This window comes from Microbulbifer sp. VAAF005 (assembly GCF_030012985.1).
In the GTDB taxonomy this organism is placed as follows: domain Bacteria; phylum Pseudomonadota; class Gammaproteobacteria; order Pseudomonadales; family Cellvibrionaceae; genus Microbulbifer.
This window is the reverse complement of sequence record NZ_CP120233.1, coordinates 33,259-56,728: the sequence shown is the minus strand read 5'-3', so window position 1 is coordinate 56,728 and position 23,470 is coordinate 33,259. Positions and strand designations below refer to the sequence as shown.

At 49.4% G+C, this 23,470-nt stretch carries 21 protein-coding genes and 1 pseudogene; 3 read left to right on the top strand and 19 right to left on the bottom strand.

Features of this window, described 5'->3' with window-relative positions:
* Positions 1–281: 281 nt before the first annotated feature.
* Positions 282–1,184, bottom strand: coding sequence for a 5'-nucleotidase (locus P0078_RS00320; RefSeq protein WP_282932492.1), 903 nt, complete (start codon positions 1,182–1,184; stop codon positions 282–284).
* Between the two features lie 896 nt (positions 1,185–2,080).
* On the opposite strand from P0078_RS00320, the gene P0078_RS00315 reads away from it, so the two are divergent.
* Positions 2,081–3,883 carry a M4 family metallopeptidase gene (locus P0078_RS00315; RefSeq protein ID WP_282932491.1) on the top strand — a complete coding sequence of 601 codons (1,803 nt, stop codon included), beginning with the start codon at positions 2,081–2,083 and terminating at the stop codon, positions 3,881–3,883.
* Between the two features lie 59 nt (positions 3,884–3,942).
* On the opposite strand, the gene P0078_RS00310 is transcribed toward P0078_RS00315, so the two are convergent.
* Complete coding sequence (locus tag P0078_RS00310) at positions 3,943–5,232, bottom strand: NAD(P)/FAD-dependent oxidoreductase (RefSeq protein ID WP_282934679.1); 1,290 nt, start codon at positions 5,230–5,232, stop codon at positions 3,943–3,945.
* A gap of 168 nt (positions 5,233–5,400) precedes the next feature.
* Here P0078_RS00310 and P0078_RS00305 point away from each other — a divergent pair, with 168 nt between their 5' ends.
* Together P0078_RS00305 and P0078_RS00300 are read left to right on the top strand one after the other, a co-directional pair.
* Positions 5,401–6,735, top strand: a complete 1,335-nt coding sequence (locus P0078_RS00305; RefSeq protein ID WP_282932490.1) for a glutamine synthetase family protein — start codon at positions 5,401–5,403, stop codon at positions 6,733–6,735.
* Between the two features lie 421 nt (positions 6,736–7,156).
* On the top strand, positions 7,157–9,319 hold the full coding sequence (locus P0078_RS00300; RefSeq protein WP_282932489.1) for a M4 family metallopeptidase: 2,163 nt from the start codon (positions 7,157–7,159) through the stop codon (positions 9,317–9,319).
* A 125-nt stretch (positions 9,320–9,444) separates the two neighbouring features.
* Here P0078_RS00300 and P0078_RS00295 read toward each other — a convergent pair whose 3' ends face one another.
* The 17 genes and pseudogenes from P0078_RS00295 to acpP all read right to left on the bottom strand — a co-directional run bounded on the left by P0078_RS00295 (position 9,445) and on the right by acpP (position 23,424).
* A complete protein-coding gene (locus P0078_RS00295; protein WP_282932488.1) occupies positions 9,445–11,103 on the bottom strand; it encodes an alanine/glycine:cation symporter family protein in 1,659 nt (552 codons plus the stop codon).
* Between the two features lie 109 nt (positions 11,104–11,212).
* Positions 11,213–12,238: a D-cysteine desulfhydrase family protein gene (locus tag P0078_RS00290; protein ID WP_282932487.1), complete on the bottom strand. Its 1,026-nt coding sequence runs from the start codon at positions 12,236–12,238 to the stop codon at positions 11,213–11,215.
* Positions 12,239–12,603: 365 nt separating this feature from the next.
* Complete coding sequence (yajC, locus tag P0078_RS00285; RefSeq protein ID WP_282932486.1) at positions 12,604–12,936, bottom strand: preprotein translocase subunit YajC; 333 nt, start codon at positions 12,934–12,936, stop codon at positions 12,604–12,606.
* Positions 12,937–13,047: 111 nt separating this feature from the next.
* Entirely contained in the window at positions 13,048–13,347 is a 300-nt protein-coding gene (locus P0078_RS00280; protein WP_282932485.1) for a helix-turn-helix domain-containing protein, read from the bottom strand.
* On the bottom strand, positions 13,325–13,492 hold the full coding sequence (locus P0078_RS00275; RefSeq protein ID WP_282932484.1) for a hypothetical protein: 168 nt from the start codon (positions 13,490–13,492) through the stop codon (positions 13,325–13,327). The genes P0078_RS00280 and P0078_RS00275 overlap by 23 nt, the downstream gene beginning before the upstream one ends.
* Positions 13,493–13,908: 416 nt before the next feature.
* Positions 13,909–14,385, bottom strand: a complete 477-nt coding sequence (gene bcp, locus P0078_RS00270; RefSeq protein WP_282932483.1) for a thioredoxin-dependent thiol peroxidase — start codon at positions 14,383–14,385, stop codon at positions 13,909–13,911.
* Between the two features lie 83 nt (positions 14,386–14,468).
* Positions 14,469–14,990 (bottom strand): DUF2244 domain-containing protein, encoded by a 522-nt coding sequence (locus tag P0078_RS00265; protein ID WP_282932482.1) that lies wholly within the window; start codon positions 14,988–14,990, stop codon positions 14,469–14,471.
* Between the two features lie 189 nt (positions 14,991–15,179).
* The gene (locus P0078_RS00260; protein WP_282932481.1) at positions 15,180–16,160 is read right to left on the bottom strand and encodes a malate dehydrogenase; all 981 of its coding nucleotides are present in this window, start codon (positions 16,158–16,160) and stop codon (positions 15,180–15,182) included.
* A 133-nt stretch (positions 16,161–16,293) separates the two neighbouring features.
* Positions 16,294–16,917 (bottom strand): dUTP diphosphatase, encoded by a 624-nt coding sequence (locus tag P0078_RS00255; RefSeq protein ID WP_282934678.1) that lies wholly within the window; start codon positions 16,915–16,917, stop codon positions 16,294–16,296.
* A 27-nt stretch (positions 16,918–16,944) separates the two neighbouring features.
* The gene (locus P0078_RS00250) at positions 16,945–17,721 is read right to left on the bottom strand and encodes a TatD family hydrolase (protein WP_282932480.1); all 777 of its coding nucleotides are present in this window, start codon (positions 17,719–17,721) and stop codon (positions 16,945–16,947) included.
* 7 nt (positions 17,722–17,728) lie between these two features.
* On the bottom strand, positions 17,729–18,082 hold the full coding sequence (locus P0078_RS00245; protein ID WP_282932479.1) for a PilZ domain-containing protein: 354 nt from the start codon (positions 18,080–18,082) through the stop codon (positions 17,729–17,731).
* A 104-nt stretch (positions 18,083–18,186) separates the two neighbouring features.
* Entirely contained in the window at positions 18,187–19,212 is a 1,026-nt protein-coding gene (locus P0078_RS00240) for a DNA polymerase III subunit delta' (RefSeq protein ID WP_282932478.1), read from the bottom strand.
* Positions 19,213–19,259: 47 nt separating this feature from the next.
* Positions 19,260–19,880, bottom strand: coding sequence for a dTMP kinase (tmk, locus tag P0078_RS00235; protein ID WP_282932477.1), 621 nt, complete (start codon positions 19,878–19,880; stop codon positions 19,260–19,262).
* A pseudogene (gene mltG / locus P0078_RS00230) lies at positions 19,880–20,787 on the bottom strand (endolytic transglycosylase MltG). Before mltG ends, tmk begins: the two are co-directional and overlap by 1 nt.
* A gap of 151 nt (positions 20,788–20,938) precedes the next feature.
* A complete protein-coding gene (locus P0078_RS00225) occupies positions 20,939–21,709 on the bottom strand; it encodes an aminotransferase class IV (protein WP_282932476.1) in 771 nt (256 codons plus the stop codon).
* A 45-nt stretch (positions 21,710–21,754) separates the two neighbouring features.
* Positions 21,755–22,996 (bottom strand): beta-ketoacyl-ACP synthase II, encoded by a 1,242-nt coding sequence (fabF, locus tag P0078_RS00220; protein ID WP_282932475.1) that lies wholly within the window; start codon positions 22,994–22,996, stop codon positions 21,755–21,757.
* 191 nt (positions 22,997–23,187) lie between these two features.
* Positions 23,188–23,424, bottom strand: coding sequence for an acyl carrier protein (gene acpP / locus P0078_RS00215; RefSeq protein WP_020415205.1), 237 nt, complete (start codon positions 23,422–23,424; stop codon positions 23,188–23,190).
* Positions 23,425–23,470 lie beyond the last annotated feature (46 nt).

The window sequence follows — 23,470 nt, the reverse complement described above, 5'->3', positions numbered from 1 at the left end:
CCTCCCTTTCATTAAGTTCGCTCCTGGCCGAGAGCGATTAATACCATTTTTTGATCGATAGTTATAAAAACTATCTTGAGTTATACGAGAAAAGAATAGCAGTGAATCAAAGCCAGGGCCAATGGACGGTTGAATATCCGTGGTAGAGACGAAAGTGTCAATCAACTTTGGGGGATCCTGGGCTTTCTGTCGGCTTTATTTTCTAGTCGGTAGCTACATTGCTCCATAGTGGTGCAATGCACCCTTTACCGTATAACGCCCACTAAATTGCCCACAACTATCTAGGCTTCAACATTAGCTATGCCATGGGGAACATGGCCTGTTGCCACGTGTTCAGCAGCAGAGGCGCAGTGACTGGGCTGATCATCAAAAAAGACATCGGCACCAAAGGCGCGCAAAAACTCACCCTTCGGTAACCCCCCTAGAAAAACTGATTCGTCTACCCGAACATCCCAGGTCCGCAGGGTCCTGATAACCCGCTCATGGGCCGGAGCAGAGCGAGCAGTTACCAGCGCTGTCCGAATTGGGCAGGCATCCATGTCAAATTCTGCTTGCAACCGCTGAAGCGCCTCAAGAAACCCCTTGAAGGGCCCTCCTCCCAGAGGTTTTTGCGCTGATATTCGCTCGGCTTTGGTAAAAGCCGCCAACCCCTCTCTTTTATAGATTTTCTCAGCCTCATCCGAGAATATGACTGAATCACCATCAAATGCGAATCGCAAAACATCGTTCCGATTTTCACGGCTTGCACCCGCCACTAAAGTTGCGGCAGCAACTCCCTGCTCCAAAGCCTGACGAACATCGGCACCATCTGCGGAAAGAAATAGATTGCACCCAAAGGGGCCTATATAGCGATACGGGCTCTCACCATTACAAAAAGCAGCCCGCGTAATATCTAGTCCGTAGTGTTCTATGGAGTTAAATACTCGCAATCCAGTGTCAGCACTATTTCTTGAGAGTAGGATTACCTCGACCCGGGGGTCCCCATCAAGAAGATCATTAATCTTCAAGAACTTTTCCACTAAGAGGAAGGCATCGCCTTTGTTCAGGATGTCATTTTCCCGCTCGACCTGATATTGAGAGAAAGCGTGCAAGCCCTGCTCTTCAAAGACCTTATGACTATCGCCGAGGTCAAATAAAGCGCGGGAAGATATAGCAATTACTAACTTGTCAGGGCGCACCGCCATTGATCTATCTCCACATTTTCAAATCTATCAGAACCAAGGAGTCTCTCTTCCGGCCTAAAGCGGGCAGCCTCCGCAATCAGAGCAGCCTCTTATCATCACTCGACCGGCAGGGAGGTGGACGCTTAAGGTAAACCACATGCCTAAATTCTACAAATAGGAGGATATCGACAAACAAGACAGATCAAGTCAACTTTTAACAGAGCACTCATCAACCAAAACAATAATCGGATTAAAACCATTAAGATTTAACCCAAGAGATAATTGAAAATTAAAGCCATTCTAGACCGGGACTAAAAAGAGTCTTAAGACGGATAAATACACGCTTTAGGTGGAACAGCAAAAACCACCTCTAACATTCAGAAAATCTAAGCAACAAGAATTAAAAACAACTTTCAAATTTAATCCTTTAGTTTGTTTTTATAATGGCAAATACAATGAAATCAATTTTGAGCCCTCCATGAGTGCAATTTAAATTAATCCTAAAAAGTTCGCACCAAATACAAACACACAATATAAAACATACAATAGACCCCACCATATCTAAAAACTACTGACAAAACTCCCCTTTATACCTACCTTTATTAACCAGACATAAACACAACAGATTTGTGACGCACACATCAAAATAAAAACATAAACATTCAAATGATAATTTCCGCGACAAAAGCATATTGTCAGAAATAATAGTAGCGGATATTGTTATTCCGCCTTGTAACGGCAAACAATTCAACACCCCAGAAAATCTCTTACTATTGTATTCGCACAAGTTAAAGATAGTAATGCAAGACATTTTCAATGGTGAAAACTAACAGGCCAGAAAACGAAAAAGTGAATTTCACTATAAATTTCCACACTATATTGGCCACATCAATAATAATCATAAAGAGAAAGCTAAAATGAAACTATTATTAGGAGTAGCAAGCACGCTTGCCCTAGCCATTAGCGCCCAGGCAGCAGAACGTATTCAGGTCACACCGGACCTGCTTTCCAATCAGTCACTGGCTTCCATTGCCGGATCAGATATGAAATTGGAAATGGTACTCGAACGCACACTTTCCAATGGAAAAACTATTTCGCGATACCAACAAACCCACAAAGGTATTCCTGTTTGGGGAAAAACAGTTGCCCGCAGTCAAAATGGTTCATCCCAGAAAGTAAGGGGCCACGTACTTTCAGGCCTTGAACTTGAGGTTCCCAACGCACGCGCTTCTATTGATGCCAACAATGCGATCGAACGAGCCATGACTCACCAATTAAATTTGCGTGAGCAAAATGGCTCAACCAAACGCGCATTGTCTATGCCTGCAATAAAGCTAAATGCTCAAAACCAAAAGAAAGAACTTTATGTATACGTAGATGAAAATGACCAGGCACGTTTGGCGTACCTGGTAAATTGGGTTGAGTACGGTGAAGAACCTACCAGGCCCTTCTATTTTATTGACGCACTCACTGGCGAAGTGATCAAACAGTGGGATGGTTTGGCATTCCGGGATGCTACAGGCCCTGGAGGCAATGAGAAAACAGGACGCTACGAATACGGTACCGACTACCCTGCCCTTGAGGTCGACAGCAGCTGCTCCATGAGCACTGACAATGTTGAAACTGTGGATCTGAACCACGGCACCAGTGGTGGTAGTGTTTTCTCCTTTACCTGTCCTGATAACGATCACAAAGAAATCAATGGTGCCTACTCTCCACTGAATGATGCCCACTTCTTTGGTAATGTAGTTTTCAATATGTACAGTGACTGGTATGGATCATCACCACTCACACAAAAATTAAGAATGCGGGTTCATTACAGTAACAACTACGAAAATGCATTCTGGGATGGCAGCCAGATGACATTCGGTGATGGCTATACAACCTTCCACCCACTTGTCAGCCTGGACGTTTCCTCTCATGAAGTTAGCCATGGCTTCACTGAACAAAACTCAAACCTGACCTATTCCGGCCAATCAGGCGGCATCAATGAAGCCTTCTCTGATATGGCCGGAGAGGCAGCAGAATACTATATGAAAGGTAGTAACGACTGGATGGTGGGAGCCGACATTTACAAAGCTAGTGGCGCTCTCCGCTACATGGACGACCCCACTCAGGATGGCCGTTCAATTGGCCATGCAGATGACTACTACAATGGCATGGATGTGCACTACAGCTCAGGCGTGTTTAACCGTGCCTTTTATTTGATCGCCACATCAAATGGCTGGAATACACAAAGTGCCTTTGATATTTTTGTATTGGCAAATCAAACCTACTGGAATGCAAGTACAGACTTTGCTGAAGGTGCTTGCGGTGCCTTGTCTGCGGCTGAAGATCTCGGCTATGATATTACAACTGTCGCATCCGCCTTTGATACTGTAGGCGTATCTATCAGTAACTGTACGGATGACCCCGGAGAGATTGATGGCTGGGAAGTGACCAACCTATCCGGTCGCCGTAATAGCTGGCAGCACTTCACCCTGGATGTTCCTTCAGGCGCTTCATCTTTGAATATTGATATGTCTGGAGGCAATGGTGATGGCGATCTATATGTCCGCTACGGCGCTACACCAACCTCGAGTGACTGGGACTGCCGCCCATATGTAAACGGGAATAACGAGAGCTGCAGCTTTAGTAACCCTACCGCTGGCACCTGGTATATCAGTATTCAAGGCTATACTTCGTACAGACGAGTGACTCTTTCCGCTCAGAGCCAGTAACATATATGGCCAGTGTCGACACTTGCGTGTCGGCACTCCCTGCCTAATCCTTCCTGGACCTATCTTCCAATTTTGTCCAATAAGCTGTGATAGAGCATCCCCAAAACCAAACCCGGCCATCTCAACAAAGTCCCACCTGGAAAATCAATTTTGGGGAGAGAAGCGAATATATTATAACCTCCACTCTCCCCATAAATCGCATCAGCTAAAAGCTTACCGGCTAAAGTTGCAGTGGGCACTCCATGCCCAGAATATCCCTGACTATAATACAAACCCGGTTGCAACTGTCCCATACAAGGCATTCGATTCATGGTAACGGCCAGTGTTCCTCCCCAGCCAAATTCAACACCAGTATTTTCCAGCTGTGGATAAACTCTCAACATATACTTTCTGACGAAACTACGAATATCCTCAGGAAAGCGCCTGGTGTAATTCTCCCCGCCACCAAAAATTAACCTGTTATCACCTGATAGTTTCCAATAATTAATAACATGTAGGGTGTCTTGCACTGCAAAATCATTAGCAATGATTTCCCGGGCAAGGTTTTTAGGTAAAGGCTCTGTCGCCAACACAAAATTATTTATCGGCATTATCCATCCGGCCAAACGGGACTCAAGATTTCCCAAATACCCGTTACAAGCCAAAATCAGCTTTTCAGCCCTTACTTGTCCTCGCGCAGTTGAAATCGTAAAAGGGGAAGACGCCGAGTATCCCTGCACCTCACTGCGCTCAAAAAAATGGACTCCTGCAGAGGCTCCTGCACGAGCAAGCCCTAAAGCAAAATTGAGTGGGTGGAGATGTAGTGAACCAAAATCTATCTGAGCACCAAGATATCGCTCACTACCAACAAGCTCCCGAACTTCTTTTTTCTCTATATATTCAACCTGCCTGTATCCATATCTTTCCCTGAGCTTGTCAGTTTCACCCTTCAGATACTTATCGTGGCTGGCCTTTGCCGCCAGATGCATAATCCCACGTTTTAAATCACATGGAATCCGGTGCCTGACTATTAAACTCTCCACCAATTGAACAGCATCGATACTTAAATCCCATAGCTGCTTAGCCATGTCGAATCCGAACATGGCTTCCAGATCACCCTGACTTCGCCTTTGTCCAACACCGACATGTCCTCCATTCCTTCCTGATGAGCCCCAACCAATCCTATTAGCCTCCAGAAGCACCACACAGTAGCCGCGCTCTGCCAAGTGCAAAGCACTAGAGAGTCCCGTATAACCACCACCAATGATGCAGACATCTGCCTCCACGTTACCTTCCAGGCATGGATACTCCTGAAGGTCGTTAGCTGTAGCGGCATAATAGGATTCCGTGTGCTCATCCAACCTATTCATCACCTTCATATTTCTACCAGATACCCTCAATGCCATTTAAATAAACGGCCCTGTTCCAATCGGCAGTATATAGTTCCTTTACACAGGAGGAATTATTTTCAGCGCAATGCTTTCCGGCACTGATCATAGAATTTCACTCAGGAAGAAAAAGTAAGCAATGGCTATCCAATGGATAAAATTACAAACTGGCTGGCAAATCACAATATTGCAGAAGTTGAATGCCTTGTTCCCGACATGTCAGGTAACGCCAGAGGAAAGTTCACCCCCACCGATAAGTTCTTAACTCAAGACAGCCGTTTACCGGAAAGCATTTTGGTGCAAACTGTAACTGGGGATTATGTCGACGAACACAATGAGCTTGTTGATCCAGCAGACACCGACATGCTCCTAATCCCTGACCCCAACTCAGTGCGCCTAAACCCTTGGGCCAATGATCCGACAGCACAAATCATTCATGACTGCCATTCTCGAGATGGGGACCCTCACCCTATCAGCACCCGTAATATTTTAAAATTTGTCCTCGAAAAATATGCAGACAGAGGATGGAAGCCTATTGTCGCCCCTGAGGTAGAGTTTTATCTTGTAAAAAGAAACCTGGACCCGGATGAAAAGCTATCCGCGCCTGTGGGAAGATCGGGACGCACAGAAAAAACCCGACAATCCTACAGCATTGATGCAGCCAATGAATACGAGCCCATCATTGAAGACATGTATGATTTTTGTGAAGCTCAGGGGCTTGATGTCGACACACTGATCCACGAATCAGGCACTGCCCAGATGGAAATTAACTTTCTACATGGAGATCCACTTCATTTAGCTGACCAGGTCTTTACCTTTAAACGCACAGTGCGCGAAACGGCTCTTCGCCACGGCATTTATGCAACCTTCATGGCAAAACCGATGGAAGACGAACCTGGAAGCGCACTGCACTTACACCAGAGTGTGGCGGATAGAAAAACCGGTGAAAATATTTTTGTCGATAATACAGGAAAAGAGAGCAATAATTTCTTGCATTTTATTGGCGGTATGCAGAAATACACTCCCGGTTTTATTAGTTTTTTTGCTCCAAATGTAAACTCCTATCGCCGCTTCACACCTGAAATGGCCGCACCCACCAGTCTCCACTGGGGTTACGACAACCGAACAACAGGCCTTCGGGTTCCCGACAGCTCGCCACAAAGTAAACGTCTTGAGAATCGTTTTCCCGGGGCGGACTGTAATCCCTACCTTGCCATAGCAGCTTCTCTTGCCTGCGGGTATTTAGGAATGACCAATAAAGTCGCACCGAGCGCACCTTATCAGGGCGACTGCTCCAAAGAGTCAATTACACTTCCCCGCACCCAGGAACATGCCCTGACACTCCTATCAGATTGTGATGAAGCAACAGAAATGTTTGGCAGTAAATTCGTAAAAGCCTGGAGTGCGATCAAGAGAAATGAATATGAGGAGTTTAATCGTGTGATCAGTTCGTGGGAGAGGGAATTTCTATTATTAAATGTATAAATAACCGTTCCACTAAAAGCTAACAGAAATAATAAACTGTTATCGCCAAATTTATTTTTTCGGAAAAAACAACTCATCTTTCCCTCCCCACAGGCAGAACATCACTTCCTAATTTGTGACGATCCGAGCAAAAATATCGAAAACAATTCAAATATATTAGTTTGCCATCACCTTTTTGTTGCCTAGATGCGTATGCAGGGTAATCTCAAGTTGCCCAATTAATTAGGGCAACCGGTTTGAGAAAGCGAACGCCACTGCCGCTACCGCGGTCCCTTCTTGGCGACGGTTATCTTCTGCTGTCTTACCACATAAAAATCCAGCCTGTATTGGCCAACCAGATTTAATACGGTCCCCACAAGGGAAATACGGCTGTATACCGGCGGATTCATATATAAAAAAGCTATAAAAGGGAAAGCTAGCAATGAAGCATTTTGTAGGACTAAGCTGCACTTTAGCCTTGGCTATTAGTGCACATGCTGTTGAGCGCGTCCCCGCCACGGCGGACATGCTCTCACCACAAACTTTAGCTGCCACCGGCGGATCGGATATGGCGCTCGAAAAAGTTCGTGAGCGCACTCTCGTCAACGGCAAAACCGTAGCCCGCTACCAACAGACTCACAAAGGCATTCCTGTCTACGGCCAAACAGTAACCAGCTCCGGGCAGGGTCTGATTACTGAGGTTCGCGGCAATGTCATCACTGGGCTGGAACTGGAAGTACCCAATATCAAAGCATTTATCAATGAAGATAATGCTATTGAGCGGGCAATGGACCACCAGATCAACTGGCGCACGCAGCAGGGCGTTATCCAGGGAGCTTTGTCAGTTCAGGCTTTGAAGCTGGAAGCACATAACCCCAAAAAGAAACTCTACGTCTATATCGATGAGCAAGACAATGCCCGCTTGGCTTACCTGGTCAACTGGGTTGAGTACGGCGATGAACCCACACGCCCCTTCTACTTTATCGATGCGATGACTGGCGAAGTTCTCAAGCATTGGGACGGCTTGAACTTTGCACAAAATGCGACAGGCCCAGGGGGCAATTCAAAGACCGGGCGCTACGAGTATGGTACTGATTACCCCCACATGATTGTTGACGACAGCTGTGCCATGGATACGGACAATGTAGAAACCGTTGATATGAACCACAGCACGAATGGCGGTAGCATCCACTCGTTCACCTGCCCGGACAATGACTATAAGTCAATCAACGGCGCTTACTCACCACTCAATGACGCACACTTCTTTGGCGGTGTGGTGTTTGATCTCTATAGCGACTGGTACAACACATCCCCTCTCACACAAAAACTGAGAATGCGGGTGCACTACAGCAACAACTACGAGAATGCCTTCTGGGATGGCAGCCAGATGACATTTGGTGATGGCCAGAGCTACTTCTATCCACTGGTTAGCCTCGATGTTTCCGCTCACGAAGTCAGCCACGGTTTTACCGAGCAAAACTCTGACTTGAATTACTACAATCAGTCCGGCGGCATCAATGAAGCCTTCTCTGATATTGCTGGTGAAGCTGCCGAGTACTATATGCGCGGCAGCAATGACTGGTTGGTAGGGGCCGAAATCTTTAAGTCCAGCGGAGCACTCCGCTACTTTGAAGATCCAACTGACGATGGCAGCTCCATCGGTCATGCCGATGATTACTACAACGGCATGGACGTGCACTACAGTTCCGGTGTCTTCAATCGGGCTTTCTACCTACTGGCGAATACCAACGGCTGGAATACCCGCACAGCATTCGACTCCTTTGTTCTTGCCAACCAGATGTATTGGAGTGCCAATACTGATTTTGAAGATGGTGCCTGTGGTGTTTTCTCTGCAGCATCAGATTTAGGTTACGACACTGATGACGTTGTTGCCGCATTCTCCACGGTAGGTGTTTCCACCAGCAGCTGCGGTGGCGGCGGCGGTGGTGGTGGCGGTGGTAATGAAGGCGGAGAACTCGAAAACGGGGTTACCGAGACCGACATCGAGGGCAGCAGTGGTGATGAAGTTCACTTCACCCTGGATGTTCCCGCAGATGCCACAGGCCTGTCTTTTGCAATGTCAGGCGGAAGCGGTGATGCCGACCTCTATGTTCGCTTCGGCAATGCTCCAACCACCAGCACTTATGATTGCCGTCCGTACACTTCAGGCAACAATGAAACTTGTGATATCGCTGACGCTGACCTGCAGGGCGGAACCTATTACGTCATGGTGCGCGGCTACTCCTCCTTCTCCGATGTCACCCTGGTAGGCAGTTACACCGGTGGTGGTGGTGGCGGTGGTGGTAGCGACAGCTGGGAAGAAACCAACCTTTCTGGTTCCCGCAACAGCTGGCAGCACTTCACCATTGAGGTTGATGCTGGAGCTTCTACCCTGAGCGCCGTAATGGAAGGTGGCAGCGGGGATGCAGATCTCTATGTCCGCCACAACCAAGAGCCTACCCGTACAGCGTACGACTGCCGTCCCTACCAGTGGGGCAATGACGAAAGCTGCACCATCAGTAATCCGGATGCTGGAACCTGGTATATCAGTATCCGCGCTTACTCTGCCTACTCTGGCGTTACCCTGAGTGCAAGCACTGAGTAATTGAGCTGATTTCCACCCAGCAGGTATCTGCTGGGTGGGCAAGCTCTCGCAGATCAAAGTATCGGCGGTGCACAAACAAAAAAGGCGGCCATATTGGCCGCCTTTTTTAATCAAACCCAGACAAATTATTTATGGCTTGGGTCTTTCCAGTAATCCTTCACAGTATCTTTCATCTCCTTGGCCAACACAGTAATTCCAAACAGGTTGGGCAAGGTCATTATCACAATGGCCACCGCAGAGAGGTTCCAAATAACTGTGGTGTCCTCAATCGCAGCCCAGAAGAATGCAATAACGTAAACTATTCGGTAAGGCATTACTGCCTTGGGCCCGAAAAGGTAAATCATTGAGCGGTCGCCGTAGTATGACCAGGCAATTGCTGTAGAAAAAGCAAACAGCAGAATTCCCAGAGTAACAATCAGACCACCGTATTCACCAAAGTAACCGCGCTGGAAGGCAAGATTGGTCAGAGCCACAGAGTGCACAAGGGACTTACCCCAAATATCCACATCTTCATTGGCAAACTTACCATCTTTCACATCCAGAACACCGCTAAAGCTGTCATCCCCCACACGGAAATCCAGGTCTTCAGCAATAGAACGGGCGTGGATGAGGGTAAAGTCCTGGCTGTTCAGCGGGTGACCATCAGTCACAACAATGGAGCCGTTATAGGCCTTAACATCACTCTCCTGACCGCTCAAATACTTGAACAGCTGCTCAACATTCTGGGTATTCTTCTCATCGTAGCTACCCGCTACAACGTAAGTATCTGCACCTTCAAACAGGTTCTCGTGTTTCTCAGTCCAGACACCAGAAGAAAGAATCACAAGTCCGGTTAAGGTACAGATGATAATGGTGTCGATAAAGGGTTCCAGCAGGGAAACCATACCTTCAGAAACCGGCTCGTCTGCGCGAGCGGCGGCGTGAGCAATAGGTGCAGAGCCCTGACCCGCTTCGTTCGAGAAGAGGCCGCGGTTCACACCACGGTTAAAGGCATAGGCAAAGCTCGCACCCAGGAATCCACCTACGGCCGCACTGCCAGTGAAGGCATCGCGGAAAACAGCCCCAAAGGACGGCAGAATATTTTCGTAGTTGTAGATGATAACGCCCAAGGCGCCTATTACGTAGATAACTGCCATGGTGGGAACAATGGTGGAGGTCACTTTAGCGATTCGGGTAATACCGCCAATAATCACCATGCCCAGCAAAATCGCCAGGATGCCACCAGTCAGAGCCTTCTCAACACCGAAAGAATCGTGCATTGCCTGGGCAATGTTGTTGACCTGGGGCAAGCTGCCGGTACCGAATGAACAGATAACGGTCGCGATTGCAAAGAGCACCGCAAGCCATTTCATATTCAAACGACGCTCCATGTAAAACATGGGGCCACCCGCGTAGTAACCATCCGCTGCTTTAATACGGTATTTGTGTGACAGGGTCACTTCCACAAACTTTGTGGTCATACCCAGGAATGCGGTCATCCACATCCAAAACAGCGCAGCGGGACCACCGAGGAAAATAGCCAAGCCAACGCCACCGATATTACCGGTACCTACGGTACCCGACAGTGCCGTAGCCAATGCCTGGAAGTGGGAGGTATCACCCGGGTCTCCGGGCTTGTCGTACTTACCGCGTACAATCTTGATCGCATGCCCAAAATAACGAAGCTGCGGAAAACCAAGATAAATGGTGAAAAAGAAACCGACTCCAAGTAACACCCAAGGGAACCAAGGTGCTGAGCCGAGCATGCCGTCTATTAACAACAGCAGATTGTTAAAGGAATCCAAACTAACCCCCCACTACTCTGACTTATTTCTGTTTGTTTTATATACAGATACAACTGTAATTTGTTGCGCAGGTTAGCAGCTTACGCGGCACGAGAACAGTAATGTCGTATTATTCGGCCACAGGGAAGAAGTGGGCTCGGTGGGGGAAGAGGCCAAATTGCCCTCCGGTATGAATAAAAACCAGGTTGCCTGAGCCCTGGTAATTTCCTTTTTTTAACTCCTGTAGCAGACCATGAAATGCTTTGCCGGTGTAGACAGGATCGAGAAGAATACCCTCCAAACAAGCCAACTCTTTAATAGTTTGGTAAACCTCTGGCTCCGCCACCCCGTAAGCCGGACCTTTATAGTCGGCATTAACCAAAATCTTGAGGGACTCCAAATCAAGCGATACGCCAGACTGTGCCATCCACTGCGAAATATCCTCACGCACTTTCACTTGGAAATAATTAGCACTGTCGCAAACGGCGAAACCCGTAACTTTCGTACCGGCTTCCAGCAAATGGCACCCCAAGGTCAAACCCGCTTGGGTCCCACCGCTGCCAGTAGCGCATAAAATATGATCAGGCTTGAACCCTCTATCTGCACAGTCTGCGAATAATTCCTGAGAGGCCGAGATATAGCCCCAGATGCCTAAACCGTCGCTGGCGCCAGTGGGGATACAGAAAGACTTCTGTCCTCTGGACAGATACTCAGCAGCCCAGTTGTCAAAGAGGCCCTGTAAATTCCGGGAGTATTCCTCCGGTGAGTAAACCGCAATTTCAGCACCTGCCAACTCATCCAGTAAAAGGTTGCCATCGGGGTTTGCAGTACGCTCGCCACGTAAAATCAACTGAACCTTAAACCCCAATCGAGCCCCCACCAAAGCAGTGGTACGGCAATGATTGGATTGCACTCCGCCACAAGTGATCAAAACCTGAGCCCCTTGGGCCCGGGCCTCAGCGGCAACAAACTCTAGCTTTCGCAGTTTATTTCCCGACATGCCGGACTCGGTAAGGTCATCTCTCTTTATCCAAATCCTGGGCCCTCCATAAGGAAGGGAGTAAAGATCACTGATTCGGTCTAACGACTGCAGAGGTGTGGGCAGGTTCGCCAGGCGCAACCGCTTAGGCAACTCTGTTGGCAGGCTCTTAAGCACGGTGAATTAAACCTGTTATGTCTAATTATTAGTTTTATCGATGTGACTCAGTAAGAGAACACCTCTTAGCAAAAAGTTTCCGCAGTAACAGAACCAAGCTTGCTAAGTATGCTAATGGAGGACTAGCTTTTAAAAATGAATAAAAGTATGCCTTTCAGTGCTATTTATTGCTTTTTGTCTAACCTGTTTTTTTATTGGAAAATTAATCAGACAAATTGGTCCAGCCTTTGATTAATTCCGCAATTTTTCTGTGGGCTTTCAAGGTCCAACAAAAGCTACCCGCGCAAAAAATAGTAACCATAAAAAAGCCCGGCAATTGCCAGGCTTTTTTAGTGACGACATTCAAAGATAAACCCTGAATAGGATTAGATCTTTTTAATCGTACCTTTGGGTAATACTGCGTGCACAGCTACTTTTTGGAACTTCAAAGACATGCTGTCTGCAACTTCCAACACGATGTAGTCCTCATCGACCTTGTCGACGCGGCCCAGCATCCCGCTGCTCATTACAACTTCGTCACCCTTTTTCAGAGCGCCAACCAGCTCTTGGTGCTCTTTCTGGCGCTTGCGCTGTGGGCGAATAATAAAAAACCACATGAATGCAAACAAACCCGCAAACATCAGCAGGGTTATCATCGGATTACCCTGTGCTGCCGGCGCCGCTTCCTGTGCCATGGCGGAGGGGATAAAAAAGCTCATGCAAAACCTCAAAGAGTCAGCCTATTAAATTGCCGCCAACTCTAACGGGTTTGCCCCGCGGAGGCAACGGATTGGGCCGATCCCGTAGAGACCGGCCAAACCAATCCACACTCAGAACCTCTGGCGGACCTGCCGGCGGTAGCCAGTGGGAGACATCCCGGTCCAGCGTTTGAACGCGCTGGTAAAACTGGTTCGATCAGAGAAGTCGAGAATTCGTGAGATTCCATCAACGCTCAGCGCAGTATCTTTGAGGAAATGCACCGCGTGACGAAAACGAACGTGGTCACGTAAAGATGCAAAACTGAGGTTGTGTTCCTGCAACCGGCGTTGCAGAGTCCGGGTGGACATACTTAGGTCGGACGCTACCGGGCGAATAGCGAGAGAGGCCTTACCGATACGCTGCTCCAGCACATCTATTACCCGTGCGGCAATACCAAAACTGGTTGCTTCGGGGGGCCAGCAGCTGGTCGAGAATATTCGGGTCTCCGGATATTCTGGCCTGCTGAAGTGATTTGTCTTCAGAGAGCGAAGTCTGGTCGGGCTGAGTATGGTTCATCGAGCTGCTCCTATTGAGTTCCGTGAGCCGCAGTTATTTTTCTATGTCCGCATCCAGCGAATCCCGGTTGCCCCTGCCCACACCAACACAACATCAACTTCGGCGGACGACTACATGATGCGGGATGCACCAAAAAACAGACATCGAATCCTTCACAGAGATGTACAATTTTTAAACTAACCGCTCCGGCAATTCCCGCAGAGAGACTCTCTCTAGCCGGCGCACCTTTCCTTTACAACTGCCAGTATAGACCAAGAATTAAGAAAGCAAGGGGCGACAGTGCTTTTTTTCATCTTATTGTGTACCAAGGGCCAAAAATACTTACTTTCGGTACCCACGTGTCGCCTTTGAGTCCGAAAGGTAGGAGCTACAGCAGACCAAGCACCAGTCCAGCCCCGCCCCTCAGAGTCTGGCAATTAATCCAGGTTCTCGCCAATCCAATTCAAAACATCAGTGTCATGGGTCTTGGTTTTAACTTTGTCGATAATATGGCGAAGGCGCCCACTCTTATCGATAATAAAAGTTGTTCGCAGAAGCCCCATGTACTCCTTGCCCATAAATTTCTTCAAGCCCCAGCAGCCATATTTATCAGCAATCTTGTGTTCTTCATCAGATAGCAAATCAAAATTCAGTTCGTGCTTGTCGATAAAGCGCTGCAACTTTGCTTCTGGATCCGGGCTCACCCCCAACACAACAGTATTGGCTTTTTTAAATTCAGCCGCACTATCGCGAATCCCACATGCCTGAGTGGTACAACCGGGGGTAAGTGCTTTCGGGTAAAAGTAGAGGACGACATTACTTTTGTCACGAAAATCCTTAAGTGACACTTTCTCGCCACTTTGGTTGGTCAGCGTAAAAGCCGGAGCCAAATTACCGATCTTCGGAAAAGCCATCTGATATCCCCTGTGGAACAGTTAAGAGTAAAGCGGGGATTATAGCGAAAAGAAACAAACGAGACGCCAGTTCTATAGAGAAATCAGAACTGCTGCAGACGAAACTCTTTCTCTTTCCTGGCACAAATGCCAAAACGACCTAACTTCTGCACCAGCTCCGCCTTTTCAGCCTCGGTGAGGAACTCCCCGACTTCAAGGCACCCCTCAGGACCACTAAAGTTTACCGAAGCCATTTCGGTAGCACTACTCCCCATCCTTACGAGTACTGCCAACTTATCGCGGGCGAACTCCCGGTGATACACCGTTTGCTGCCTGAAACCCTTACAGCAATCCAGAATTACCAACTCCTCATTGATGCGTATTACTTCTCTGCGGGTCCCTTCGAGGTACACGTAGGTAAACAGGATGCCTAGCAGGATCATTTCAAGCCCGGCAAAGGGAAGAATCATCCAGGCTCCCGCCATCGCAAAAGCGAGGCTGATTCCAAGGGATACCCCAACCAAGGAGAAAAACACCCACAGATTACCGGAGAGGGACAGGGACTGGTTAGGCTGCAGCAGGATACAGGCGCAACGGGCGGTGTTGCGGCCAACTTCAGTGACCATAGCAGGGACATCCGGCAGATATATAAAATCAGTGTAGTGCCGATGGCGGCAGCTCACACGAAGATACTGACCGTGAAAGTTTCCTGGTCCGGGCCGGGGTTTACAAAATTCAAGCATAAAAAAACCCACACCATAGTGTGGGTTTTTGGGAGAGGTCTGCGGCCAAGGCCTGGGACCTATCACTCCCTATTACGGCAGCAGGTGTGCTACTGCATCACGCTCTTCCGCCAGCTCCTGCTCGGTAGCAGACATTTTCTCGCGGGAGAAGTCGTTGATGTCAACGCCTTGAACAATTTCCCAGTCGCCGTCTTTGCAAGTGCAAGGGAAAGAGTAAATCAGGCCTTCCTGAATACCGTAAGAACCATCGCTGAATACAGCCATGCTGGTCCAGTCACCTTCAGCGGTGCCCAGAGCCCAATCGCGCATATGGTCGATGGCAGCGTTGGCAGCGGAAGCCGCAGAGGAAGCACCGCGCGCCTTGATGATAGCTGCACCGCGCTGTTGAACAGTCGGGATGAAGTCGTTTTCGTACCATTCCTGCTCCACTTTATCCATGGCTGCAGCACCGGAAACCTTCACTTGGTGCAGGTCTGGGTACTGAGTGGAAGAGTGGTTGCCCCAAATGGTCATATGGGTGATGTCGTTAACGCTGGAATCAGTTTTGTTTGCCAGCTGAGACAGAGCGCGGTTGTGATCCAGACGGGTCATCGCGGTGAAGTTACGCGGGTCCAGGTCTGGCGCATTACGCTGAGCGATCAGGGCATTGGTGTTAGCCGGGTTGCCAACAACCAGTACTTTTACGTTACGAGAAGCAACGTCGTTCAGGGCTTTACCCTGTGCAGAGAAGATAGCAGCGTTAGCTTCCAGCAGGTCCTTACGCTCCATACCCGGTCCACGGGGACGCGCGCCTACCAGCAAAGCGTAATCTGCATCTTTGAACGCAACAGTAGCATCATCGGACTGAACGATACCCGCGAGCAGCGGGAAAGCGCAGTCTTCAAGCTCCATAGCAACGCCTTTCAGCGCTTCCAATGCCGGAGTGATTTCCAGCAATTGCAGAATAACCGGCTGATCTTTGCCCAGCATTTCGCCAGAGGCGATGCGGAACAGCAACGAATAGCTAATCTGACCGGCAGCGCCGGTAACAGCAACACGTACAGGTGCTTTCACGATAGTTCTCCCTCGTTTGTAAGCGGCCGCATTATAGGGCCTCGCGAGTAAATTTCATCTTACACAAGCGAAATAGCGGCTCAATTTGTATGACAAAACCTCTCAGACTGTATTGGACACTCTTTGCGAGTGATTATGTCAGCGCCAATTCCCGGTAACGCGTCTGCAGTGCCTTGTAAACCTGGTCACTGTAATCAGCAGCAGATGAGTCCAAAAGTCCGGCAATTTCCGCTAGGTGTTCATTGTCTTCACGGCCCGCCCAGTTTTTTACATAGCTGCCATCTTTGTAGCCGTTATCCTGACGGAATCGGTTGAGTACATTTTTACCAACATATCGCTGGTACAACTCAGCAAAAGACATTTCTGCATCGGCCAATAGTTGAGCAAAGCCAGCAACATCAAACTGTTTGGTGGCCAGGGTGTTCAAGGTGAAAGACTCGAGGTTTTCACGGAAATCACCCGCCGTATGCTCGGAACCGGCAAACTCCTTAAGCATGATCTCAGCCACTTCCTGCGGAGAGCCTTTTTGCAATTCAAGGCTCAAACCGAAATGCCAGATATCCACCAATTCAAGCTTCACCTGATCCATTTCTGGAAGTTGCTTCTTCCACCACTTCCAACCGTAATGGTCTAACAACTCTGCACTTTCTACCCAAATAGCGCGGTACCAGGCAAAGTTTTGCTCACGCCAGTTTTCATTTACTACTGTATTAATCTGGTCTTGCAGAGTCAGCATGACTTGCAACTGCTGCTTCATCATAGGGGAACATCCAATAGACCCGGATCAAACTGCCCGGGGGAATAATCTGAAAAAGTTTTCTGAGGTGATTTCGGCCAGATCTTCGTAGGGAATACCGCGTAAATCAGCGATAAATTCTGCCACTTCACGCACATAGGCCGGAATATTGGGCTTACCCCGATAGGGCACTGGAGCCAAATAAGGGGAGTCAGTCTCAACGAGCAACCGATCCAAAGGCAGCCTGCGGGCGACATCCCGCAGCTCCTCAGCATTTTTAAAGGTCACGATGCCGGACAAAGAAATATAATAATTGAGATCCAGGGCAGCCTTGGCCATATCCCAGCTCTCGGTAAAACAGTGCAGAACACCTGCGGTATTGGTATTACCGTGCTCTTTAATGAGAGCGATAGTATCTTCCCGCGCATCTCTCGTATGCACAATAACCGGAAGCTCTGCCTGCCCGGCCGCTCTCAGGTGTGCAATAAAGCTCTGCTGCTGGATTTCCTGGGTGTCAGTGCTGTAGTAGTAATCCAGGCCTGTCTCCCCCAATGCAACAACATTGGGCTGGTTAGCCATTTCTATCAGTCGCTCAACATCCGCCATGCCAGAGTCGACATCCAGCGGGTGCACACCAACGGAACAGACTACGTCCTCGTAGCGGGATGCGATTTCAACAATCGCATCGGCGTTTTCCAAACTGATACCGACACAGAGGAACTTGCCAACACCGCGACTGCGGGCCAGGTCCAATACAGCATCCAGATCGCCATCAAATTTATCGAGCTTAAGTCTGTCCAGGTGACAGTGAGAATCAACAAGCATTAGAGAGTTACAACGTATGGGTTGGGCGGCTGGATTCTAAGGTTCCCGCCAAGTGAGTTTCAATCTTGTTTTGCGCGATATTGTCCTTATCGCCAAACTGAACTCCGATTCCGGGAGTGCGGTTGCCTTGAGCACCATTGGGGGTAATCCAGATCACTTTACCGGCAACCGGAATCTTTTCCGGCTCATCCATTAAGCTCAAGAGTAGAAAAACCTCATCGCCAAGGCTGTACGATTTATCGGTGCTCACAAACAGGCCTCCATTTTTTACAAAAGGCATATAGGCCGCGTAAAGAACAGATTTATCCTGGATTTTCAGTGACAGGATGCCGTTGCGGGCACCGCCTCCCATGGCTTTCATGAACAACCTCAATGTTTATATTTCTAAATGATGCGCTAACTTATCTAAGCCCGCTGCCTGTGTCCAGGCAACGTCAATCACCCTACCCGATTTGCGTAAGGCGCCTAAGTAAAAAGCTTTGCCCAACGAATAAATAATTCTTCCAGTAGCAAACGACGATTGGGGTTAGCTGTGCCCAGCAACCCTTTGCGCGCCTGAAGTAGATGATCATAGAAGGCAAATACTGGCTGTAAACTTTGCTCGCCCTCCCCCGGCAGCCTCTGTAATAGTGCCATTAACTGGGCATCCCCAGTGAGATCACAACTGCGAATCTGAACAATTTGGGCAAGCCAGTGCTGCCAGAAAAGTAGCAATTGAACCAGCTCAACACCGCTGGGGGGCGCCTCCCAACGGCCCGCCGTAGAGACAGAACTTGCCCCGCCCTGTGCCACAGCTACCAGATCTTTAAAGAACTGCTCGCGAACTTCTCTCGATTCAGGTTCAGCCAGTTTAACAGCCAATAACGGCGCTCCACCGGCCAGGGTTAAGACACGTTGCGCCAGCGGTTCCTCCAGTCCCTTTGCGTATAACCACTGTAGCGCGATCTCTTCAGTTGGAGACGGAAAAGTAATGGCTTGGCAGCGACTTCGAATGGTTGGCAAAAGGCCAGTGGGGGCATCGGTGATCAGCACAAAGATAACGGAGGGTGCCGGCTCTTCCAGGTTTTTCAACAGGGCATTGGCTGCGTTGACATTCATCGCCTCCGCCGGCGACAAACAAACCAGACGCGCCCCGCCCCGCCCACTGGTGTGGGAAACAAAGTTGCCCAGCTGACGGATCTGTTCCACTTTCAGCGGACCACCGGGCTTTTCAGGTTCAACTTGTAGGAAATCAGGATGCGAGCCAGCCACCCACAACCGACAATCCTTACATTCTCCACAGGCCTGACCTGCTCTCGGTTGTTCACATAGGGCCAATGCCGTAAAAGCAGCCGCGAATTGTCGCTTCCCCAACCCCTCTGGGCCAGTCAGCAGCAAAGCGTGCGGACAGCGGCCCGCCTGCAACTGCAACCCCAACCGCTGCCATTGCTCGGAGTGCCAGGGAAGAGGTACCGGTATCGATTTATACTCAAAAGTTTCAGGCACAGACATCAGCCACAATTCTTATCATTTAAAAATAGATTCTGGGGCAAGATAGCTTAAAGCAACAGCTCCAATTGCTTGGCTAGATCCATCTGCACCTGTTCCAGAGATTGGCCGGCATCCACAACCGCGTAACGGGCAGGCGCAGCTTCAGCTCGATCGCGATAAGCCGCACGCACCCGCTGAAAAAACTCCAGGTGCTCACTCTCAAACCGATCCGCTTCCCCAGTGCGCGCGGCTCGCTGTAGCCCCACTTCCGGGTCGAGATCCAATAAAAGCACTTTATCTGGGCGCAAATCTCCTTGAACTGTCTGCTCCAACTGCTCGATCAATTGTCGATCCAGTCTGCGACCGCCACCTTGGTAAGCATAGGTAGCATCGGTGAAGCGATCACAGATCACCCAATCCCCACGTTTTAAGGCGGGCAGTATAACCTGAGACAGGTGTTGCGCGCGGGCGGCAAACACCATCAATAATTCCGCCGTGGGATCAACGGATTCATCCCGTTTGGCCAATAACAGCTCTCGCAGCTGTTCTGCCAATGGGGTGCCTCCCGGCTCCCGCGTTTGGATAAAGTTAATATTGTGCTTTTTGAGCCACTCGGTGATGAAGAGTAAGTTGGTAGATTTCCCCACCCCCTCTACCCCCTCGAGGGTGATGAACTTGCCGTGCGACACTAATTTTTTCCTTTTGCCGGGCTCGAGCGGTAATCCGCGCGCCTTTTCAGCTGATACTCCCGCACCGCACGGTTGTGCTCTGTCAGAGTCGCTGAGAAATGATGAGATCCATCCCCTTTACCAACAAAATATAAGCTCTTGCCGGGCTTCGGATTTAAAGCGGCCCGAATTGCCGCTCGCCCAGGCAGGGCAATCGGCGTGGGGGAAGGCCATTAATAACGTAAGTATTATAAGGTGTTGCTTGGCGCAAGTGAGTACGGGTCAGATTTCCATCAAAGTCCTCACCCAAGCCATAAATTACGGTGGGGTCGGTCTGCAAGCGCATGCCTTTATTGAGCCGGCGTACAAAAACACCGGCTATTTCACTGCGCTCCGATGGCTGCCCTGTCTCTTTCTCGATAATTGAAGCCATGATTAAGGCTTCATAGGGCGACTTATAGGGCAGATCATCCCCTTTTGATTGCCACTCCTCATCCAGTACTTTCTGCATCCGATCATAGGCCTGGCGCAGCAGTTCAATATCTGTGGTACCGGACCGATAGACGTAAGTATCCGGAAAAATCCAGCCCTCGACCTCATCTTCCTTTAAACCCAAGGCCCGGGCAGCGGCACTGACATTGCTTCCCTCTTCGGACTGAACGATTCTGTCACCGGAGCGGATTTGTCGCAGCGCCTGGCGAAAAGTCCAACCCTCTAATAGCGTAATGCGATAGCGGGTAACTTCACCGCGATTCAGGCGCGCAATCAAGTCCCGCGCGTTACTGCCAAAGGGAACTAAATACTCGCCGGAATGGATTTCTGTTGTGCCCTCCCAATAGGCATAGGCGAGGAGTATTTGCGGCCACTGGATTACCCCTTCGCCCTGCAAGCTTCGCAGCGTCCGGGACAAACTTCCGCCCTTTTCCACCTGAAGCGTAAGCCCATCTTGTGCAATCGGCAGGGGGATTCCAAGGCTTCCTTTGCCACGTATAGAGAGGCAACTGCAACCAAGCAGGCTAATACCAGCCCACCAAATAACAGTTTCAACACTCTCCAAGCGAAACTCGCTTGCTTTTTCTTCACCACAATTTATCCAATATCAGCTTCTGTAGCTTGCGGGTCTCGGCACCCACAGGCCAATTTCTGTAACCGATTACCTCTACCACCGGTAATACACCTCGAACACTGTTGCAGAGAGCCAGTTCATCGGCCTCACAGAGCTCGGAAAGCCCCATGTCTTCCTCTTGCCAGTGGATATGGCTCGAGAGCCACTGCCGCATCACACCATGAACACCACATCGGTGCAGGGATGGAGTCATCCACTTCCCACCAAATCGGGCCAGGATATTACAGCGCAGGGTTTCGATGACCCTTCCCGCCGAATCCAGCATCAATCCATCGAGAAATTGACCCACCGGCAGCTCTGCTTTTGCCGCATTATATCGGTTACGGAGTAAAGTTTTGCAGCCCTGGTTCGAATTACTACCGACCGGCAAGCTCGTCGAACAAGGGAAAAGGCTAGTGCCCACCTGCCCCTCAGCAGTTTCAATCAGCGGCCGCAGCACCAAATCCCAACATTGCTGCCCGCGCACACTGCCAACACGCAGGCGCGCAATCGCCTCAGGCGAGCGACAGCCGGCTGTCAATTTTAACGTCGACTGCTCAATTTCTCCCAGACAGGCCTCATCCAACACTCCCGAACGCTCCAGGCGAGCGCGGTGGAAAGACCAAAGCGGTAGACCTTTGTTGTGACAGCGCATTGTTTCGAGGATTCCACCCGAGTAATCAGCATCATCTGGCAACTGATCAACGGCCAGCCCCCGAAAGTACATTTGAGGTAACTGGTACATGGAGCTCCCAAGGCAGGCGTGCCCACCTCGCGGTGGGCACGGGGATCAGACTCGCTTGAATATCAGTGACCCGTTGGTGCCACCGAAACCAAAGGAGTTGGATAGGACTGCATTAATCGCCATTGACTGGGCCTCTTGAGGCACCAAGTTAATACCTTCACAGGCCTCATCCGGGGAGAAGAGATTAATAGTGGGAGGCGCAACCTGGTCACGCAGCGACATGATCGAGAAAACTGCCTCAATAGCACCAGCAGCTCCCAACAGATGGCCGGTCATTGACTTGGTTGAGCTCACGGCAAGTGAGTCCGTCGCCCCACCGAATACTTTTTTAACAGCTAAAATCTCAGCCTTATCTCCCAGTACCGTAGAAGTACCATGGGCGTTGATATACTGGATGTCACTGGGGTTCATGCCCGAATCTCTCAAAGCATTTTCCATTGAGAGTGCAGCACCAGCACCATCTTCCGGTGGAGACGTCATATGGTAAGCATCGCCACTCATACCAAAGCCGGCAACTTCCGCATAAATCTTGGCTCCGCGAGCTTTCGCGCTTTCGTACTCCTCCAATACGAGTACAGCTGAACCCTCACCCAGTACAAAACCATCGCGGTCTTTATCCCAGGGGCGACTGGCAGATTGCGGATCATCATTGCGGGTAGACAATGCCCTGGCAGCACAGAAACCGCCGAGCCCTACCGGGGTGGTAACCATTTCTGCACCACCACATACCATCACATCGGCATCACCGTGCTGAATCGCACGGACACCGAGACCAATCGCGTGAGTCCCAGTGGTACAAGCGGTTGTCACTGCGAGATTGGGGCCTTTGAGGCCATACTTAATTGAAAGGTTACCCGCAACCATATTAATAATGGCGCCAGGCACAAAGAAAGGTGATACACGGCGGGGACCTTTTTCAGCAATCAGCAATGAATTGTCTTCGATCGCCATGATGCCGCCCATGCCTGAGCCGATACAAGTGCCCACCCGCGGGCCGAGTTCTTCAGTTACATCCAGGCCACTATCTTGCATTGCCTGAATACCAGCAACCAATCCATACTGCAAAAAAGTATCCATCTTGCGCGCTTCTTTTGCGGGCATGTATGGCGTGGGATCAAAGTTTTTTACAGTAGCTGCGAAGCGGGTTGAAAAAGCCGAAACATCAAATGTATCAATCGGAGCAGCGCCATTAGCTCCCTGTAGCACCCCAGACCAAGTATCCTCTAGGGTGTTACCTAACGGGCTAACGACTCCCATTCCGGTTACAACAACTCTTCTTTGCGACACTGCGCTCCCCCTGAAATTTTCTGCTACCGCCCTTCACCAATGTAGTTAAAAGAACAACATCCGGTCAGCAGTCACAATTCCGTAGTACCAAATAAAAAGAAAGCCGCGCTATGAAACATAGGACGGCTTTCAGAATCGCTCGGCTAGGTACAGCATATTGAGCTGCCCGTGCCTAAACTACCCAGCAGGAATTAACCAAGGTTGTCCTTGATGTAATCCATTGCCAGCTGAACAGTAGTGATTTTTTCAGCTTCTTCATCGGGAATTTCAGTTTCGAATTCCTCTTCCAAAGCCATAACCAGCTCAACTGTGTCGAGTGAGTCAGCGCCCAGATCTTCAACAAAAGAGGCTTCAGGCTTAACGTCTTCTTCCTTAACGCCCAGTTGTTCAGCAACGATCTTTTTAACGCGCTCTTCAATGCTGCTCATGATTCAATTTAACTCCTAGTGGGTAAAAATCTGTTTTAGTCGCTAT

Coding starts and splice junctions, on each gene's coding strand:
- P0078_RS00320 (WP_282932492.1), bottom strand. CDS start 1,184: ATGGCGGTGCGCCCTGACAAGTTAGTAATTGCTATATCTTCCCGCGCT.
- P0078_RS00315 (WP_282932491.1), top strand. CDS start 2,081: ATGAAACTATTATTAGGAGTAGCAAGCACGCTTGCCCTAGCCATTAGC.
- P0078_RS00310 (WP_282934679.1), bottom strand. CDS start 5,232: ATGAATAGGTTGGATGAGCACACGGAATCCTATTATGCCGCTACAGCT.
- P0078_RS00305 (WP_282932490.1), top strand. CDS start 5,401: ATGGATAAAATTACAAACTGGCTGGCAAATCACAATATTGCAGAAGTT.
- P0078_RS00300 (WP_282932489.1), top strand. CDS start 7,157: ATGAAGCATTTTGTAGGACTAAGCTGCACTTTAGCCTTGGCTATTAGT.
- yajC (WP_282932486.1), bottom strand. CDS start 12,936: ATGAGCTTTTTTATCCCCTCCGCCATGGCACAGGAAGCGGCGCCGGCA.
- P0078_RS00275 (WP_282932484.1), bottom strand. CDS start 13,492: ATGAACCATACTCAGCCCGACCAGACTTCGCTCTCTGAAGACAAATCA.
- bcp (WP_282932483.1), bottom strand. CDS start 14,385: ATGGCTTTTCCGAAGATCGGTAATTTGGCTCCGGCTTTTACGCTGACC.
- P0078_RS00265 (WP_282932482.1), bottom strand. CDS start 14,990: ATGGTCACTGAAGTTGGCCGCAACACCGCCCGTTGCGCCTGTATCCTG.
- P0078_RS00255 (WP_282934678.1), bottom strand. CDS start 16,917: ATGAAGCAGCAGTTGCAAGTCATGCTGACTCTGCAAGACCAGATTAAT.
- P0078_RS00250 (WP_282932480.1), bottom strand. CDS start 17,721: ATGCTTGTTGATTCTCACTGTCACCTGGACAGACTTAAGCTCGATAAA.
- P0078_RS00245 (WP_282932479.1), bottom strand. CDS start 18,082: ATGAAAGCCATGGGAGGCGGTGCCCGCAACGGCATCCTGTCACTGAAA.
- P0078_RS00240 (WP_282932478.1), bottom strand. CDS start 19,212: ATGTCTGTGCCTGAAACTTTTGAGTATAAATCGATACCGGTACCTCTT.
- P0078_RS00225 (WP_282932476.1), bottom strand. CDS start 21,709: ATGTACCAGTTACCTCAAATGTACTTTCGGGGGCTGGCCGTTGATCAG.
- acpP (WP_020415205.1), bottom strand. CDS start 23,424: ATGAGCAGCATTGAAGAGCGCGTTAAAAAGATCGTTGCTGAACAACTG.